At 46.5% G+C, this 17,779-nt stretch carries 16 protein-coding genes, 5 tRNA genes and 1 pseudogene; 18 read left to right on the top strand and 4 right to left on the bottom strand.

Annotation, left to right across the window (positions count from 1 at the left end):
- Nucleotides 1–11: 11 nt before the first annotated feature.
- Nucleotides 12–863, top strand: a complete 852-nt coding sequence (locus HMPREF0673_RS11935) for a glycoside hydrolase family 25 protein (RefSeq protein WP_040596960.1) — start codon at nt 12–14, stop codon at nt 861–863.
- Between the two features lie 91 nt (nt 864–954).
- On the opposite strand, the gene HMPREF0673_RS11940 is transcribed toward HMPREF0673_RS11935, so the two are convergent.
- Both HMPREF0673_RS11940 and HMPREF0673_RS11945 read right to left on the bottom strand, forming a co-directional pair.
- The gene (locus HMPREF0673_RS11940; RefSeq protein ID WP_007902854.1) at nt 955–1,158 is read right to left on the bottom strand and encodes a hypothetical protein; all 204 of its coding nucleotides are present in this window, start codon (nt 1,156–1,158) and stop codon (nt 955–957) included.
- Between the two features lie 407 nt (nt 1,159–1,565).
- Nucleotides 1,566–2,090: a hypothetical protein gene (locus tag HMPREF0673_RS11945; protein WP_007902858.1), complete on the bottom strand. Its 525-nt coding sequence runs from the start codon at nt 2,088–2,090 to the stop codon at nt 1,566–1,568.
- Between the two features lie 141 nt (nt 2,091–2,231).
- On the opposite strand from HMPREF0673_RS11945, the pseudogene HMPREF0673_RS13955 reads away from it, so the two are divergent.
- Nucleotides 2,232–2,428, top strand: a pseudogene (locus HMPREF0673_RS13955) (IS1380 family transposase); the annotation flags it as partial.
- Between the two features lie 179 nt (nt 2,429–2,607).
- Here HMPREF0673_RS13955 and prmA read toward each other — a convergent pair.
- Complete coding sequence (gene prmA / locus HMPREF0673_RS11950; protein ID WP_007902860.1) at nt 2,608–3,474, bottom strand: 50S ribosomal protein L11 methyltransferase; 867 nt, start codon at nt 3,472–3,474, stop codon at nt 2,608–2,610.
- A 58-nt stretch (nt 3,475–3,532) separates the two neighbouring features.
- Nucleotides 3,533–5,860 carry a transglycosylase domain-containing protein gene (locus tag HMPREF0673_RS11955; RefSeq protein ID WP_007902868.1) on the bottom strand — a complete coding sequence of 776 codons (2,328 nt, stop codon included), beginning with the start codon at nt 5,858–5,860 and terminating at the stop codon, nt 3,533–3,535.
- Nucleotides 5,861–6,047: 187 nt separating this feature from the next.
- Here HMPREF0673_RS11955 and pyrB point away from each other — a divergent pair, with 187 nt between their 5' ends.
- From pyrB to HMPREF0673_RS12035, 16 genes are all read left to right on the top strand, one after another.
- Nucleotides 6,048–6,992 (top strand): aspartate carbamoyltransferase, encoded by a 945-nt coding sequence (pyrB, locus tag HMPREF0673_RS11960; protein ID WP_040596961.1) that lies wholly within the window; start codon nt 6,048–6,050, stop codon nt 6,990–6,992.
- Nucleotides 6,993–7,012: 20 nt separating this feature from the next.
- Nucleotides 7,013–7,471, top strand: a complete 459-nt coding sequence (gene pyrI, locus HMPREF0673_RS11965) for an aspartate carbamoyltransferase regulatory subunit (protein ID WP_007902872.1) — start codon at nt 7,013–7,015, stop codon at nt 7,469–7,471.
- Between the two features lie 29 nt (nt 7,472–7,500).
- Entirely contained in the window at nt 7,501–8,781 is a 1,281-nt protein-coding gene (glyA, locus tag HMPREF0673_RS11970) for a serine hydroxymethyltransferase (protein WP_007902874.1), read from the top strand.
- A 483-nt stretch (nt 8,782–9,264) separates the two neighbouring features.
- Nucleotides 9,265–9,335, top strand: a tRNA-Cys gene (locus HMPREF0673_RS14400).
- A gap of 169 nt (nt 9,336–9,504) precedes the next feature.
- Complete coding sequence (locus HMPREF0673_RS11980; RefSeq protein ID WP_007902877.1) at nt 9,505–10,587, top strand: ABC transporter substrate-binding protein; 1,083 nt, start codon at nt 9,505–9,507, stop codon at nt 10,585–10,587.
- Nucleotides 10,588–10,751: 164 nt separating this feature from the next.
- A tRNA-Ser gene (locus HMPREF0673_RS11985) sits at nt 10,752–10,838 on the top strand.
- 27 nt (nt 10,839–10,865) lie between these two features.
- A tRNA-Glu gene (locus HMPREF0673_RS11990) sits at nt 10,866–10,940 on the top strand.
- 23 nt (nt 10,941–10,963) lie between these two features.
- Nucleotides 10,964–11,038, top strand: a tRNA-Glu gene (locus tag HMPREF0673_RS11995).
- A gap of 127 nt (nt 11,039–11,165) precedes the next feature.
- Nucleotides 11,166–12,221 (top strand): 23S rRNA (adenine(2503)-C(2))-methyltransferase RlmN, encoded by a 1,056-nt coding sequence (rlmN, locus tag HMPREF0673_RS12000; protein WP_007902878.1) that lies wholly within the window; start codon nt 11,166–11,168, stop codon nt 12,219–12,221.
- A gap of 4 nt (nt 12,222–12,225) precedes the next feature.
- Nucleotides 12,226–13,173, top strand: coding sequence for a DUF4837 family protein (locus HMPREF0673_RS12005; protein WP_007902880.1), 948 nt, complete (start codon nt 12,226–12,228; stop codon nt 13,171–13,173).
- Entirely contained in the window at nt 13,143–14,255 is a 1,113-nt protein-coding gene (locus HMPREF0673_RS12010; protein WP_007902882.1) for a PdxA family dehydrogenase, read from the top strand. The genes HMPREF0673_RS12005 and HMPREF0673_RS12010 overlap by 31 nt, the downstream gene beginning before the upstream one ends.
- A gap of 71 nt (nt 14,256–14,326) precedes the next feature.
- Entirely contained in the window at nt 14,327–15,550 is a 1,224-nt protein-coding gene (locus HMPREF0673_RS12015; RefSeq protein WP_007902884.1) for a sigma-54 interaction domain-containing protein, read from the top strand.
- A gap of 7 nt (nt 15,551–15,557) precedes the next feature.
- On the top strand, nt 15,558–16,082 hold the full coding sequence (lptE, locus tag HMPREF0673_RS12020) for an LPS assembly lipoprotein LptE (protein ID WP_022430747.1): 525 nt from the start codon (nt 15,558–15,560) through the stop codon (nt 16,080–16,082).
- Between the two features lie 32 nt (nt 16,083–16,114).
- Complete coding sequence (locus HMPREF0673_RS12025; protein WP_040596963.1) at nt 16,115–16,867, top strand: hypothetical protein; 753 nt, start codon at nt 16,115–16,117, stop codon at nt 16,865–16,867.
- 4 nt (nt 16,868–16,871) lie between these two features.
- Nucleotides 16,872–17,252, top strand: a complete 381-nt coding sequence (gene secG / locus HMPREF0673_RS12030) for a preprotein translocase subunit SecG (protein ID WP_007902893.1) — start codon at nt 16,872–16,874, stop codon at nt 17,250–17,252.
- 324 nt (nt 17,253–17,576) lie between these two features.
- Nucleotides 17,577–17,650 (top strand) — tRNA-His (locus HMPREF0673_RS12035).
- Nucleotides 17,651–17,779 lie beyond the last annotated feature (129 nt).

Genomic DNA, 17,779 nt, shown 5'->3' on the forward strand with positions numbered 1-17,779 from the left:
GAAACAACAATATGGAAGCAAACAAACGCACATACAAACCTCGCAAACGACGCTCAACAACTAAACAAAAGCGCTGCTCAAGCCTCTCCGCCCTACTCTCACGCCATCCGCGTGCCGTATGGTGGACAAGTTCGGCTGTGATGATATGCGTATATGTTTGGGCTTTCTACACCTACTTCGTCAGTCCTACCGGATTTCGCTGGCGTGCGCTCTTCGGCGACACCAACTATCCTGCCGGTTACGAGATACACGGCATAGACATCTCGCACTATCAAGGCAAGATTGATTGGGACAAGTTGCGCGACAGCAATATCGAAGGCTATCCGCTGCGCTTCGTGATGATTAAGTCGACAGAAGGTTCGTCGCGCACCGACAACAGGTTTAAGGAGAACTTCCGCCAGGCTCGTGAGCACGGACTTATACGCGGAGCCTACCACTTCTGGAGCAATAAATCGTCGGCACGCGACCAGGCTTATTTCTTCCTAAAGCAAGTGCGACTGGAGGACGGCGACCTTCCGCCCGTGCTCGACGTGGAGCACAAACCGCAAGACCGTAACGTAGAGGATTTTCAGCGCGACATTCTTACATGGCTGCACATCGTAGAGGACAAATATCACGTGAAGCCTATCATATATACCTATTATAAATTTAAGGAGAGCTACCTTAATGCGCCCGTATTCGACGACTATCCCTACTGGATAGCGCATTATTATGTAGACAAGGTGGAATACAAGGGCACGTGGCACTTCTGGCAACACACCGATGTAGGACAACTACCAGGCATTAAGGGCTACGTCGACTTCAACATCTTCAACGGTTCATTCTATGCGCTGAAGAAACTCACAATCGGAAACCAGGATTAATTTGTAAAAAAGGAGCGTACCACAAAATGAAGTGAACCCCGAAAGTTAGACAAAAAACTTTCGGGGTTCACTTCAGATATACCACACAACTTTACCAATAGCGGTACTGTTGTAAACTCGTGCTATATTTTTTAGCTATGCCCATCTTCACCATTTCTTCAAGAGAACTCGCCTTTCCATCCACTACCCAGGATTTGCCGACTCGCTGAATATTATGTTCCTTGTTGTCTATCCTGTATGATATTCCTTCTCTTGTTGTATAGGTGGTGTCACCAATAAAATTGAATATTCTCATCTGTTTCTTTCGGCTGCTGTTCTCGGAATGTCTATATTCATAACCCCGGAGAGGGCTCCAGCCTGGGTTGGATTCTTGATTGCTTCTGCCTTGGGGCTAATCTTATTTGGTATGCATTAAAGTTCGTCTGGAAGGGCGTAAAATGGTTATGGAGACGTATTCCTGGTAATGATGATTGAAAGGTTCGTGCGACAAATTATAAAGAGAAATGTTTCTTTTTAGCAGGTATCGTTGCTATTCTTTCTGAAATTGCCACGAAACTGCGCAACAAGAATAGCCGAATCGGCTATCTTGTAAAAGCCTGCAAGGTAAGATGAATGACTTAAAGCGATAAAAATGGCTCAGGGGAGATTGTCCGTGGATAAGACAACCTCTCCTGAGCCGAAAATTCTTTCTATAATCAAGCCTTAAAATTCATCGTTAGAATTTCGTTTATTTATATCATTTAAAAGTTTTTCCTTAGTAAGATTAAAATCCCAGTAACTAATGGATAAAACATATTTTGCTGTACTATCAGAGATTTCATTGCGTAGAGAAAGAAAAGTAGATTTGTCGTAAAATAAGACAACATTTTCTTTTTCTTCGTATTTGAAATCTGGATATTTACTTATAAGTTTCTCTTTCAATGAATTAAATGTATCTGTATCTTTAATAGAGGTCTCTTCAAAAATAAAAGTTACCATGGAAAACTTATTATCAATGAAATTGAAATAGGCTTCTTCACAGTTATATCCAGCAAATTTAATATAAGAATATACGGCACAATCTTTATTGATAAGATCTGAAATTCCATATCCTTTATTTCTCATGTTAGTTCTTACTTCCTCATAAGTAGATACAGCTAAGACGTTGCCGAGGAAAGTGCGTTGAATCTGTGCAGACATGTCAAGTGCCAGCACAGATATTATAAATGTGAATAATATTTTCTTCATAACCTTTAATTCCGCAACACTATTGTAAATTAAACCTTTTAAGCACCTGTGCAACAATAAGTTGCTCAGGATTATGTCATGTCAGAAATTTCACTTATCTTAATATTGCAATAAAAAAAATACAATAAAACTCTGAATGACATGGTAAAAGTACAAATTAAATCAGAGAAACTCACTCCTTTTGGAGTATTTTTTCGATTATGGAGCTATTTAATGCTCTTTTAGCTCAAACTATAGATTCCACCTTGGGATTGAGATGCACAATGTTTTGTTATCAATATAGTGAGATTCTACGCTCTCTGATGTGCGTATATCTTTGTGGTGGTTCATGTATTGAAAAACCATATCGTCTTGTCACAAAGAGACAAAGGCGAATAGAGGTGAGGCCATCTTTGCTCTTGGTTATATTTTTTATTTAGCAAAACAAAGATAGCCAAAAGGGTTGACACCTCGTGAGAGAAGTGTCAGCCCTAATTTATTTTGCTTGCAAAAGTTTTACCGGACAGCAATAATAATCTTACTTGAACAACGCGCAAGCCCACTCTTCGTCCGTAACAACGTCGCAGAGCGAGAGTCCGTGCTCCTTAGCTGCCGCTTCTATCATCGGCACGTCAGCCTCGTAGAATCCACTGAGAATGAGTTGTGCACCTTGCTTCATGTGTGCACGGAACGCTGACATATCGGCTATAAGGATGTTGCGGTTGATATTTGCAATGACCACATCGAAGCGCTCTGCTACGTTATTAAGAACCGACGCATCGCCGAGCATAACGCTCATATTCTCAACACCATTCAGCGCCGCGTTGTGTTGCGCATTGTCGGCACTCCACTCGTCGATATCATAACCGAGCACGGGGTTGGCACCAAGACGTGAGGCAGTGATGCCGAGTATTCCGGTGCCACATCCGCAGTCGAGCACGCTCTTACCCTGCACGTCCATTGCGAGCAGTCGGCGCAGAATCATGCGTGTTGTCTGGTGCGTACCCGTTCCGAAGGCGTTGCGTGCCTCAATAAAGATGCGCATCACACCGTCGTCGCCAGCGAACATCTCGCGGTCGGTGTGCTTGGCATCGTAGATTACGAGGTTATCGCTTACGCCAATCGGCTCGAAGCCCTCGTCCTCCCAGCCCTGATTCCAGTTCTGGTCGGGCACTTCCTCCACAGCGTAACTCACCGCTGCACCCTCCGGCATATAGTCGGCAATGGCTGCATCGAGTGCCTCCTTGTCATACATCGGGCGCTGTACATAACCTAACAATCCGTCGTCGGTATCCTCAAACGCCTCGAAACCAGCCTCACAGGCAGCTGCCGACAACAACTCACGAGCGGGCTGCATCAGCTCTGCCTCACATTCTATCTTGAAATTTGCTACAAAATATTTCATAATACTATAATTTAAAAGGGGTGCTATTCTTGCATGTGCAAGCGACAGCACCCTATTATTATTCAAACACCTCTTCTATGTCAAGAGCCCCATCGCCGGGGTCATCGGATGAGGTCTCGCCGTCCGAACAGCCGTCGTAGCCTGGTGGCAGATCGAATTTCGCCGTTTCGTCGTAAGGCAACGAGGGGTCGGCATACACCTTCTTCATAAAGTTTGCCCAGATGGGCAGAGCCATTGTTGCGCCCTGTCCCATGCGCATGGTGTCGAAGTGGATGTCGCGATCCTCACCACCTACCCAGCAACCGCTGACGAGTTGCGGTGTGAAGCCCATGAACCAAGCATCGGCATTGCGGTTGGTGGTACCAGTCTTAGCACCAATCTCGCCTGTAAAGTTATATCTGTAGCGCAATCTGCCAGCCGTACCGCCATCGACAACGCCTTTCAGAAGCACGAGCATACGGTCGGCACTCTCTGCGTTTATCACCTCGTTCATACGCGGTTGGAAGTCGGTGATGACATTGCCCTCGTTATCCTCTATTCGACTCACGAACATCGGAGCAGAACGAATGCCTTTATTGACAAACGTGGTGTAGGCACTAACCATCTCTGCCACAGACACCTCGCACGGACCGAGACAGAGTGCCATCGACGGCACTATCTCGGGGTTGTCGATGCCAAACTCGTGCAGCTTGGTGACGAACTGCTGTGGGTTAAGCTTACTCATAAGATAAGCCGAAATCCAGTTGTTCGATTGCGCCAATCCCCACTTCAGCGTAACCATCTCGCCGTAGCGTTTACGGTTGGTGTTGCGCGGAGTCCACGTCTGATTGCCCACGGTGTAGGTCTGCTGCACATTAGGAGCCATAGAACATGGGGTGAAACCATTCTCCATGGCAAGCGCATAGAGGAACGGCTTTATTGTAGAACCCACCTGGCGACGACCGCCCGTAACCATATCGTACATAAAATGTGTGTAGTCGAGTCCGCCTACGTATGCCTTCACCGCTCCCGTCTTCGGATCCATACTCATAAAGCCAGCACGCAGATACGACTTCACATAGCGTATGCTGTCTATAGGTGCCATCATGGTGTCGATATCGCCATGATAGGTGAAAAGAGTCATCTCTGTAGGCGTATGGAACGAGCGGTGAATTTCTTCATTGCTTGCGCCCGCAGCTTTCAGTGCTCTATAGCGTTCGCTCTGAAGCACAGCACGTTCCATAATCTGGTTAACCTGTTTCTGTGTCAGTGCGGAGGTGAACGGAGCGTTCGGTTTGCCCTTCTGCTCCTTGAAGAACTCCGGCTGCAAGTAGCGAGCCACGTGAGCATAAACAGCCTCTTCGGCATAGCGTTGCATACGCGAGTCGATGGTGGTGTACACCTTCAAGCCGTCGGCATTGAGATTGTACGGCGAGCCGTCCTTCTTGCGATTTTTGTTGCACCATCCGTAGAGCGGATCGTTCACCCATGCAATTGAGTCGATGACAAACTGACGGCGGTTCCATGACGGATAGTTAGACAGTTGTGGACGCTCGGCAGACATGTACACACGCAGGAACTCGCGCAAGTAAGGCGCTACACCATCTTTGTGGTCGGTGCGGTGAAAATCGAGTGTGAGCGGCGACTCGACGTGCTGCGCATACTCGGCATCGCTGATATAGCCCGCCTTGCGCATCTGGTCGAGCACCACGTTGCGACGCTCACGACAACGGTCGGGATAGCGCACGGGGTTGAACAGCGACGGGTTCTTGCACAAGCCGATGAGCGTAGCTGCCTCCTCAATATTGAGGTCGCGAGGCTCCTTATTAAAATAGGTATTGGCCGCAGTCTTTATACCTACAGCGTTATGCAGGAAGTCGAAATAGTTGAGATACAGAGCTATAATCTCCTCTTTGGTGTAGTTGCGCTCGAGCTTCACAGCGATAACCCACTCTATCGGTTTCTGCAGCGCACGCTGCATGGTGCTCTTGGCGGTTTCTGAATATAGCTGCTTGGCAAGCTGCTGCGTGATGGTAGAACCGCCACCGGCAGAAGCCTGACCGAACAGACCGCGCTTGACGATGGCTCTGCCCAAAGCAATGAAGTCTACGCCCGAGTGGTCGTAGAAACGAACATCCTCTGTAGCCACAAGCGCCTGCACCAGGTATGGCGAGATGTCGTTGTATGAAACGCAGACACGGTTCTCGCGATTGAAGTTCCACGTGCCGATGACCTTTCCGTCAGCACTATAGATCTGTGTTGCGAAGCGATTGATCGGGTTCTGCAAGTCCTCAACTGGCGGCATATATCCGATAAAACCGTTCCATATAGCCGTGAACGCAACTGCCGAACCGAGAATGACGATGGCAAGCAACGTCCATAGTGAGCGTACGAATACTTTTCTCATATTTTTAGTAATGTATTCCTTATTATATTAGTAATAGGACTGAATTATATTAGTAATATCTCTTATATTTTGCAAAGGTAAGGCAAAAAAGTGAGAAAAGCATAAATAATAGTTTTCATTTACGCCATATCTGAAAAATTATAACTACCTTAGCAGACAAATTGTAGACAACCATTAATTCTAAATAATAATGAGACACGATTTTGTAACAATAGCCGACCTGCCGAAGGAAAAGCTAATGTATTTGCTCGAAATGGCAAAGGAGTTTGAGAATCACCCTAACCGCGAACTGCTGAAAGGTAAGGTGGTGGCAACGCTATTCTTCGAGCCTTCAACCCGCACGCGATTGAGTTTTGAAACCGCAGCAAACCGCCTCGGCGCGCGCGTCATCGGTTTCTCGGATGCCAAGGCATCAAGCGTAACAAAAGGCGAAACACTTAAGGACACTATACTTATGGTTTCCAACTATGCCGATGTCATCGTGATGCGCCACTACGTTGAAGGCGCAGCGCAATACGCCAGCGAAGTTGCTCCGGTTCCTATTGTCAATGCAGGCGATGGTGCACACATGCACCCGTCACAGTGTCTCCTCGATCTTTATTCCATCTACAAAACACAAGGCACTCTCGAAAACCTTAATATCTATCTCGTTGGCGACTTGAAGTACGGACGCACCGTGCACTCGCTCATCACTGCCATGCGCCACTTCAATCCTACATTCCATTTTGTGGCACCAAAGGAATTGGCAATGCCTGAGGAGTACAAAATCTATTGTCGCGAACACGGTATCCGCTTCGAAGAGCACACCGACTTCAACGAAGACGTGATTGCGGATGCCGACATCCTCTACATGACACGCGTGCAGAAAGAACGCTTCTCCGACCTCATGGAGTACGAACGTGTGAAGAACGTGTACATCCTGAAGCGCCAGATGCTCTGCAAAGCAAAGGACAACATGAAAATTCTACACCCACTGCCACGTGTCAACGAGATAGCATACGACGTAGACGAGAGTTCACACGCTTACTACATTCAACAGGCAGGCAACGGCCTGTTCGCTCGTGAGGCGATATTCTGCTACGTGCTCGGCATCACACTCGACGAGGTGCGCAACGATAAAACAATTATTTAGCAATTAATAAACAATACGACATGAGCAACAAGACAGAAAGACAAGTGGCTGCTATCAAGAACGGCACTGTCATCGACCATATACCAGCAGAGAAGACATATCAGGTAGTAAATTTACTACAATTAGAGACCCTTGAAACACCAGTAACTATCGGTTATAACTATCCGTCGAACAAGATTGGACGCAAGGGTATCATCAAAGTGTCGGACAAGTTCTTCACCGACGAGGAGATTTCGCGACTCTCGGTTGTAGCACAGAACGTGGTGCTCAACATCATTCACGACTACGAGGTTGTGGAGAAGAAGACGGTGAAGACCCCCGATGAGTTGCGTGGCATCGTGAAGTGCAACAACCCGAAGTGCATCACCAACAACGAACCGATGAACACCGTATTCCACGTTGTGAACAAAGAAAAGGGCATCCTCAAATGCCACTACTGCGACAAGGAACAGTTCATCGAGAAAGTTGAACTCGTATAATCATTACTATAATTAAAATTCTATTAACTATGAAAAGAGATCAAGTGATTTTCGACCTCATTGAGAAAGAACATCAGCGCCAGCTGAAGGGTATAGAACTTATAGCTTCTGAAAACTTTGTCAGCGACGAGGTAATGGAGGCAATGGGTTCTTATCTCACGAACAAATATGCCGAGGGCTATCCAGGCAAACGCTACTACGGCGGCTGCCAGGTAGTGGACGAAGTGGAGACATTGGCTATCGAACGCGTGAAGGAACTCTTCGATGCTGAGTATGCCAACGTACAGCCGCACTCTGGTGCGCAGGCTAACGCCGCTGTACTGCTTGCCGTACTGAAGCCTGGCGATACATTCCTCGGTCTAAACCTCGCACACGGCGGACACCTCTCACACGGTTCGGCGGTGAACACATCGGGCATACTCTACCACGCCATCGGCTACGACCTCGACCGGGAAACTGGCCGTGTGAACTACGACCAGATGGAGCAGCTCGCTCTGGAGCACAAACCGAAGCTCATCATCGGTGGTGGTTCGGCATATAGTCGCGAGTGGGATTACAAGCGTATGCGCGAGATTGCCGACAAGGTTGGCGCACTGCTTATGATTGATATGGCTCACCCTGCAGGCCTTATCGCAGCCGGCTTGCTCGACAACCCCGTGAAGTACGCTCACATCGTAACCTCTACCACTCACAAGACTCTACGCGGTCCGCGTGGCGGCATTATCCTTATGGGCAAGGACTTCGAGAACCCATGGGGCTTGAAGACACCAAAGGGCGTAACAAAGATGATGAGCCAGCTGCTCAACTCTGCAGTATTCCCAGGACAGCAGGGCGGTCCGTTGGAGCATGTCATCGCTGCCAAGGCTGTGGCTTTCGGCGAGGCTCTGCAGCCAGAGTTCAAGGAGTGGGCAAAACAGGTGAAGAAGAACGCAAGCGTGCTTGCTGACGAACTCATCAAACGTGGCTTCACTATCGTGAGCGGTGGCACAGACAATCATTCTATGCTTGTCGACCTCCGTTCTAAGTATCCCAACCTCACCGGTAAGGTGGCAGAAAACGCTCTTGTTGCTGCAGACATCACCGTCAACAAGAACATGGTGCCATACGACACACGTAGCGCATTTCAGACATCGGGCATACGCCTCGGAACTCCTGCCATCACAACACGTGGTGCTAAGGAAGACCTCATGGTACTGATTGCTGAACTCATAGAAGAAGTACTGAACGACCCAGAAAACGAAGAGGTAATCGCTCGTGTTCGCGCCAAGGTGAACGAGACAATGAAGGACTACCCTCTCTTCGCTTATTAAACTAAGGCGAACAATCGATACGTACATCCGCGATACTCATCGCAGATGTACGTACCGATTCTCACTATCAAACTATAACATACGAGTTTTTCACGATTTGACTAACTATCAACTTTATCACACCCATATATGTTACAACTCATCGCTGTTATACTCATAATTATTATCTCCATAAGCTACATCGCCTACAGAACATATAAAGCCATTAGCGAAGCAGAAAGCGGATGTTATGGCTGCAAGGGCTGTGCACTGAAAGAGCAAATGATAAAAAACCACAAACTTAACAAAAAGCAAAACACTACTTTCCACGCCGAACAATGCAGTAATTATAGGAAAAAGGATACTTAAACATAAAACACACGAAAGAAGAAACACAAGAAAACGTGGAAAAAATAAGATAAATAAGAAAAAAGAAACAAAAACATTTGGTGGTTACAATAATAATGCCTACCTTTGCACTCGCAAATAAGCAATGAGCCATTTGGTACCTTGGCCGATCGGTTAGGTAACGGTCTGCAAAACCGTGTAGAGCAGTTCGACTCTGCTAGGTACCTCAAACGAAAGTGAAATGTTCAAACGAACATTTCACTTTTTTGTTTTACATAAAAATCACTCAACAAATATACTACAATATCAACAAGAATGAATAAGCGAACAAATACACAACGGTCTATACATTATTATATATTATATAGTATTATACCTTATATATATATAACTTCATTGTTGCTCTCATCATGTAACGGAAAGAGTACAATAAACGACGACAACAATGGTGACACCATCACATTCAAATACGCAGAACATATAACCGCAGTTAGACACGATGGATACGTAGACGTAAAGCTTAGCAACCCTTGGAAGAGCGGCACAATTCTACATCGCTATGCCCTAATCAACCGCAGCGACTCGGGCAAAGTCATTCCACCCTCAGATGCCACTGTCATATACACACCAATACGTAGGGCAATAGTGACAACATCACCACACTGCCGACTACTATTCGACTTGGGTGCTGGCGAAACAATTAAAGGCGTATGCGACTTGGCATACATCACCCAACAAGACGTGCTACAGCGTGCAGCAAAAGGAACCATCACCAACTGTGGCAACAGTATGTCGCCAACCATCGAGCGCATCATCGCAGTAGCACCCGACGCCATGTTTCTATCACCATTTGAGGGAAGCAGCCATGCACAACTCGAAAATATCGGCACACCAATTATAGAATGTGCCGACTATATGGAAACCTCCGCACTTGGACGCGCCGAATGGATGCGCTTCTATGCCATGCTAATCGGTAAAGAAAATACCGCTGATTCGTTGTTTACTACTATTGAACACAACTACAACACAATCATCGAACATAACAAAAAGCAAAAGAATCACCCTAAAGTGCTCACCGAACGCGTCACAAGTGGCGTATGGTACTGCCCTGGAGGCAATAGCTCGATGGCAAAATTGATAAAAGATGCAGGTGGTGACTACATCTTTGCCGACGACACACACAGCGGATCGCTGAATCTATCACCCGAAATGGTAATCAGTAAAGCAATTAATGCCGACATCTGGTTGTTCATCTACTATGGTGACAGACCGCTCACACGTAACCAACTAAGCACAGAATACAGCGGATACAAGACAATAAAGGCGTTCAAAGACGGAAACATATACGAATGTAACGGCAAAACCTCAACTTATTTTGAAGAAATATCATTCCGTCCCGACTTTTTGCTCACCGAACTGACACACATGTTCTACACACAAAACAACAAGCTGCGCTACTACAAGCGCATTCAAGAGTAAAAAACGTCACAAAACGACCTTACCAAACGCACTCAGCTACAAAAATGTAGCAAAATGCGCATTTTATCACAAAAAAGTACAGAAAACATTTGGTGGTTACAATAAAAACCTATACCTTTGCACTCGCAATTGAGAAACAGTGCTCCGGTTAACTTCAACCGCATGGAAGTTTGGGTGAGTGGCTGAAACCAGTAGTTTGCTAAACTGCCGTACGGGTAACCGTACCGGGGGTTCGAATCCCCCAGCTTCCGCTGTTCTCTTGAGTAATCAATACTGTTGGTGGATTCATCTAATGGTTAGGATACAAGATTCTCAATCTTGGCATAGGGGTTCGATTCCCCTATCCACTACCAAAGCAGTAAGACATAAAACCGATGGTGGATTCATCTAATGGTTAGGATACAAGATTCTCAATCTTGGCATAGGGGTTCGATTCCCCTATCCACTACCAAACAAAGCGTGTAGAAACAATATGTTTTTACACGCTTTTTTCATTATACTCTCTACTATTTTCAAAAAAAATGCGTAACTTTGTAGCTTAGGACTACAACTATAGCAAACAAATAGTACACACAGATATGGCAGATATAAAGAAACCGCTCATGGGTATGTCGCTCTACGAGCTCAAAGAAGTAGCAAAATCGCTCGGTATGCCAGCCTTCACTGGCGGACAGATGGCGAAATGGCTATACACACAACACGTGAAATCGATTGACGAGATGACAAACATCTCGAAGACCAATCGTGAGCGACTGGCTGAAGAATACACCATTGGATGTATGGAGCCGATAGACTGCCAAGTATCGAAGGACGGAACAATAAAGTATCTCTTCCCCACTGCTACGGGCAAACATGTGGAAACTGTGTACATCCCCGATCACGACCGCGCTACGCTGTGCGTTTCGTCACAAGTGGGTTGTAAAATGAATTGTCTGTTCTGCCAAACAGGCAAGCAGGGTTTTGAAGAGAGTCTCACAACAACCGACATCCTCAACCAGATATACTCGCTTCCCGAACGCGAGAAACTCACGAACATCGTGTTTATGGGCCAGGGCGAACCGATGGACAACCTCGACAACGTACTGAAGGTGACACAGGTGATGACAGCCGACTATGGCTACGCTTGGAGCCCGAAGCGCATCACAGTGAGCAGCGTAGGCATACGCAAGAAATTGCAACGCTTCCTCGACGAGAGTGATTGTCATGTGGCTATCAGTATGCACTCGCCAATACCAGAACAGCGTGCGCAGCTGATGCCTGCAGAGCGTGGTATGTCTATCGTAGAGGTGGTAGACTTGATGCGTAACTACGACTTCACACATCAGCGCCGACTCTCTTTCGAGTATATCATGTTCAAGGGCGTGAACGATACCACAACACATGCTCGCGAAATAGTGAAGCTCGTGGAAGGACTGGAATGTCGATTTAATCTGATTCGCTTCCACCCTATCCCCAACGTAGACCTGCAAGGCACAGACGACCACCATATAGAGAATTTCCGCGACTATCTGACTAACCACGGCGTGTTCACCACGATTCGTGCAAGTCGAGGTCAGGACATCTTCGCTGCATGTGGACTGCTCAGCACTGCGAAAAAGATTGAAGAGGAGCGCAAACGCCGCGAACAACAATAACCCCATGCGATATACAATACTGTTCTTCGCTACGCTTACACTCATGGCCTGCACCCGAGGCAAGCAGACGATGCTGCCCGACAGTGGTGGCAGACCATACGAAGTAGTGCTCATTGGCGATAGCGATAGCATATTATATAAGGTACTGACAGAGCCTGTCACTGCCCTGCCGCAGCCCGAACCTACATTCGACGTGAGCAACGGCACATCAATGAATGCCACATTACGACTTGCTCGCAACATCGTGGTGGTAGAAACCGACCACAAATTGAAACAAATCAAGATAAAATACGAACGCAACGTATATGCCGAACCGCAGATCATTGTACACGTAAGCACACCTTCGATGGTACACCTGCAGCGCGCCATGCGGTCGCAATCAACCGCCAACAACATACGCAATCTGCTAAAACGCAACGAAATAAAGAACGCCATAACACTGCTTGAGCACAAGCATAACACAAAGTTGGAAGCAGAAGTGCAACAGATGTTCGGTATAGATATGCGCATACCGTCAGATATGCGAGCGAGCAAGAAGGGAAAAGACTTTATTTGGATATCCAACGACTCGCCAACAGCAATGGCAAATATCTGTATATACACGTCGGAAAACCGCGACAGTGTGATGAAGGTGAACATAAAGGGCGAAACCGACGATATGTACATGACGACAACGCAAGGCAGTATCGTCACAACTTATGTCAGCAGCGACACAGACACACTAACCATACGTCGCGGACTATGGGAGATGCACGGCGACGCAATGGGCGGTCCGTTCGTGCAACACATAATAAAGCACATAGACAAGCACACCACAATAGTGGCAGAAGCTTTCGTCTACGCCCCAGGAACGAAGAAACGCAACGTGCTACTCAATACAGAAGCAGCACTATATACAATACAACCCAAACAAAATAACAAATGGAAGACAGAAAAATCCGCGTGGCAATAACCCACGGCGATACCAATGGTATCGGATATGAGCTTATTTTTAAAACCTTTGCAGAGCCCGAAATGCTTGAGTTATGCACACCTATCATATACGGCTCGCCGAAGATTGCAGCTTATCATCGTAAGGCCCTTGACATGCAAGCTAACTTCAGCATCATCAACAAGGCTGAAGATGCTGTCGATGGACGCGTTAATCTGCTCGCTTGCTTCGATGAAGAGGTGAAAGTAGACCTCGGACAACCCACAAAAGAGTCTGGAGAATCGGCTCTCAAAGCCCTTGATAAGGCTATGACCGATTTCCGTAGCCAACTCTACGACGTGCTCGTGGCTTGTCCGGTATGCCTCTCCAACATGACAGCCAACGAAGTTGGTTACACATACAACGGACTGAAGGAATATGCAGAGACTTGCATCGGTGATGGTGCTAAGGGCATGAAGATAATGGTAAACGAATCACTACGCATCGCCCTCGCCACCAATGGTTTGGCAATAAAGGACGTACCTGCAAACATCACAGAAGAGAATATCCTTAACAACATTCGCAAACTGCACAACTGCCTCAAGAGCGACTTCCGTCTGTCGAATCCACGTATAGGCGTGCTCGCACTTAACCCAAGCGCTGACGGCACAGAAGAGAAGGAGATACTACTGCCAGCTATAAAGAAAGCCGAGGAGGAAGGCATCACAGCATACGGACCATATGCCGCAGAAGATTACTTCGGCAATAATGTATGCGATGCTTTCGACTGCACGCTCGCAATGTACGACGATCAGGCTAACATACCATTCTCTACAACAATGCAGAGCAACGGCATCTATTACATATCAGCACTCCCACTCGTATGCACAGCACCCGCACTGACTCCCGACTTCGCCAATGCTGGAGCTGGCGTTGCTGATGAGAACGCACTGCGCCACGCTATCTATGCAGCTATCGACATCGTGCGTAACCGCGAAGAATACGAACTACCACTTGCCAATCCGCTGCCGAAGCTCTACCATGAGAAGCGCGATGAAAGCGAGAAGGTGAGATTTTCTATTCCGAAGAAACGCGACACCAACAATCAGCAAGGCAACCGATAACACAATCGGTTGCTAAAAAAGTAGCATAAAGCTGCATCTATTTTAATAGAAATATGTAATTTTGTTACCAAATGGATACATCTGAACTGCAAAGATTAAAACAACGGTACAACATCGTGGGCAACTGCGATGCGTTGAACCGTGCTCTCGACGTTGCAAAACAAGTGGCATCGACAGACCTCAGTGTGCTCATTGTTGGCGAAAGCGGAGTCGGCAAGGAGATTATTCCACGACTTATACACGACAATTCGCCACGCAAACACGAGAAATACTTCGCCATCAACTGCGGCTCTATACCGGAAGGCACTATAGACAGCGAACTATTCGGACATGAGAAGGGATCGTTCACGGGTGCAATCGGCGAGAGCGAAGGCTATTTCGGTACGGCAAACAAAGGCACTATCTTCCTCGACGAGGTCGGCGAGCTGCCAATGGCAACACAAGCACGCCTGCTGCGTGTGCTCGAAACTGGCGAATACATACGTGTGGGTGGTCAGAAGATAATGAAAACCAATGTGCGCATCGTTGCAGCAACCAACGTCAACATGCACAAGGCAATAAGCGAGGGACGTTTCCGCGAAGATCTCTACTATCGTCTGAACACCATCCCTATCCAAATGCCGCCATTACGCGACCGTGGCAACGACATTCTCCTACTCTTCAGTTTGTTCACAATGCAGATTGCGGAGAAGTATGGCATGAGCCGCATCACGCTAACCGACGAAGCGAAGGCAATAATGCTTAGATACAAGTGGCCGGGCAACGTGCGCCAGCTGAAGAATATCACTGAGCAGATGTCCGTACTCAGCACAACACGCGTGATAGACGCCGAAACGCTGAGCAAGTTCATACCGCAGGACAAGGAAAGCACGCAGCTTGCCACCACAACGCCGACCGGATCGCACTCGTACGAGAGCGAACGCGAGATTCTATATAAGATTCTCTACGAGTTGAGAGGCAACGTGAGCGATCTGCGCCGCGAGATGACCAATCTGCGCAAACAGATTGACGACAACCGCACACTCGACAATTTCGCAGCTGCCCAGCAGGTACACGCTCTGCAGCCAGCCACATTCAGTCCGTATCAGGATGTAGAGGCCGAGGAGATAAGAGATGGCGTAACAACCTCTCAAAACGAACAGAACGAGAGTCTGAACCTTAGCGACATCGGTCGGCAGGTGGTAGAGAAAGCGCTCGAACGCAATGGTGGCAACCGCAAGAAGGCTGCGCAGGAGCTGGGCATCTCCGACCGCACACTCTACAGACGCATAAAGCAATATGGACTCGACAAATAATAAAGACATGAAACGAATCCGTACACATTATATATATATAGCACTTGTACTGATTGCATCTATAACAATTTCGGCGTGCAAGGTAAGCTACAAGTTCAACGGAGCGAGCATCGACTATACAAAGACAAAGACAATACAGATAGCCGACTTCCCTATCCGTTCAAGTTATGTATGGGGACCGATGGGACCGATGTTCAACAACCAGTTGAAGGACATGTTCGCAAGCCACACCAAACTGAGTCAGGTGAAGCGTAACGGCGACCTGAAAATAGAGGGTGAGATAACACAATACTCGCAGCGCAACAAGTCTGTGTCAGCAAGTGGACAGTCGGCACAAACCGAACTTTCAATCACCGTCAACGTACGATTTACGAACAACGTAAACCATAGCGAAGACTTTGAACGCCAGTTCACCTCGTCAAAATCGTACGAGACAACACAAAGTCTTGCCACGGTGCAAGAAGAACTCGTAACACAAATGGTAAAAGACATCACAGAGCAGATATTCAACGCAACAGTTGCCAACTGGTAATATAAACATTAATAATGTAAAAACGTAAAAAAGTGGATTTAGTACGCCTCATAAACCATCCTGAACTGATGAGCAAGGAGACTCTATACGAGCTCCGAAACATTGTTGCGCTCTATCCATACTATCAGACGGCACGAATATTGATGTTGAAGAACATGTATCTGCTGCACGATAGTGCGTTCGACGATGAACTTCGTCGAACTGCATTGTACGTGACAGACAGAAGTATGTTGTTCCAACTTGTGGAGAGTGCACACTATGAGTTCAAGAACCCGAGCGAGGAAGCTACCAACAAGATAGAAACAAGCAACGACGACCGCACTATATCTATTATCGACAACTTCCTCGACTCTGCCCCAGAACAGGAACTGGAACCTCAAAGTGAACCAAAACGCAAGCCAACGCCTGCAGATGCTGCTGTAGACTATGTCGCATACCTGCTAAAAACAGAAAGCGAAGAAGACGACACCTCCGAACAGAGCCCCCAGCTGAAAGGTCAGGAACTCATCGACGACTTCATCAACAAAGATGGTGGCAAGATACAACTGCAAGATCAACCCACCTATAAACCCGAACTTGAAGAAGAGAAAAAGGGCGAGAACGAAAGCGAAGAAGGCTATTTTACAGAGACTTTAGCCAAAATATACATAAAACAAGGTAGATATTCGAAGGCTCTTGAAATAATTCAGCGTTTAAATTTGAATTATCCAAAAAAAAATGCTTACTTTGCAGACCAAATAAGATTTTTAAAGAAACTTATAATAAATAACAAAAATAACAAATAGAAAAATGATTTACACATTATTCGTAATTTTCATCGTGATAGCATCTTTGCTCATGATTGGCATTGTGCTTATTCAGGAGTCAAAGGGTGGCGGTTTGGCATCAAACTTCTCATCATCTAACGCTATCTTAGGTGTACGCAAGACTACCGACTTCGTAGAGAAAGCAACATGGGGTCTCGCAATCACAATGGTTGTTCTCAGCATCGTATGCGCTCACGTGGCTCCTGTTTCTACAGAGGGTACAAGCGTTATGGAGAAGACTGCAACTGAAACTCAGACAACAAACCCAAACACTACTCCTGGTTTCGGTTCAAGCCAGCAGCAGGCAGCACCAGCAGCTGAAGGTGCTCAGCAGGCACCAGCACAGCAGGCTCCTGCAAAGTAATTTGCAAGAACCTCTCTACACCAAAAGAGTAAAAGAAAATTACGCCCCAATTACAATAAAACGTCTAAGCAATGTCTTAGACGTTTTTTTTATGACTTTCGGTACGTTCAACACTGATACCAGCGAACTGTATCAAAAGATATGAATATGGGAAATAATTAGCAATATAGAGCACATTATTCCTACAATAGCACCAATAAACAAGTAAAAACACGATTTATCCAAAAAAAGTTGACAAAACATTTGGTAGTTTAAAACAAAACCCGTACCTTTGCACTCGCTTTAAAGAACTAAGCAATACTGCTAAGTAAAGCAAATAACATGGTGGCTGTAGTTCAGTTGGTTAGAGCGTCAGATTGTGGTTCTGAATGTCGTGGGTTCGAGTCCCATCTGCCACCCAACAGAGAGTCAAACTTCAAAAGAGGTTTGACTCTTTTTTTTATCCCCGCTTTAAGAAACCCACTCCACCACTCTACCAATTCGAAATCAAATATTATTGGCTCATATAATATTGTTGTGTTTTTAAC

Source organism: Leyella stercorea DSM 18206, from assembly GCF_000235885.1.
Lineage (GTDB): Bacteria > Bacteroidota > Bacteroidia > Bacteroidales > Bacteroidaceae > Prevotella > Prevotella stercorea.

Bases quoted from the DNA above. Each gene is read 5' to 3' on its own strand.
- HMPREF0673_RS11935 (WP_040596960.1), top strand. From the start codon at position 12: ATGGAAGCAAACAAACGCACATACAAACCTCGCAAACGACGCTCAACA.
- HMPREF0673_RS11940 (WP_007902854.1), bottom strand. From the start codon at position 1,158: ATGAGAATATTCAATTTTATTGGTGACACCACCTATACAACAAGAGAA.
- HMPREF0673_RS11945 (WP_007902858.1), bottom strand. From the start codon at position 2,090: ATGAAGAAAATATTATTCACATTTATAATATCTGTGCTGGCACTTGAC.
- prmA (WP_007902860.1), bottom strand. From the start codon at position 3,474: ATGAAATATTTTGTAGCAAATTTCAAGATAGAATGTGAGGCAGAGCTG.
- HMPREF0673_RS11955 (WP_007902868.1), bottom strand. From the start codon at position 5,860: ATGAGAAAAGTATTCGTACGCTCACTATGGACGTTGCTTGCCATCGTC.
- pyrI (WP_007902872.1), top strand. From the start codon at position 7,013: ATGAGCAACAAGACAGAAAGACAAGTGGCTGCTATCAAGAACGGCACT.
- glyA (WP_007902874.1), top strand. From the start codon at position 7,501: ATGAAAAGAGATCAAGTGATTTTCGACCTCATTGAGAAAGAACATCAG.
- rlmN (WP_007902878.1), top strand. From the start codon at position 11,166: ATGGCAGATATAAAGAAACCGCTCATGGGTATGTCGCTCTACGAGCTC.
- HMPREF0673_RS12005 (WP_007902880.1), top strand. From the start codon at position 12,226: ATGCGATATACAATACTGTTCTTCGCTACGCTTACACTCATGGCCTGC.
- HMPREF0673_RS12010 (WP_007902882.1), top strand. From the start codon at position 13,143: ATGGAAGACAGAAAAATCCGCGTGGCAATAACCCACGGCGATACCAAT.
- HMPREF0673_RS12015 (WP_007902884.1), top strand. From the start codon at position 14,327: ATGGATACATCTGAACTGCAAAGATTAAAACAACGGTACAACATCGTG.
- lptE (WP_022430747.1), top strand. From the start codon at position 15,558: ATGAAACGAATCCGTACACATTATATATATATAGCACTTGTACTGATT.
- secG (WP_007902893.1), top strand. From the start codon at position 16,872: ATGATTTACACATTATTCGTAATTTTCATCGTGATAGCATCTTTGCTC.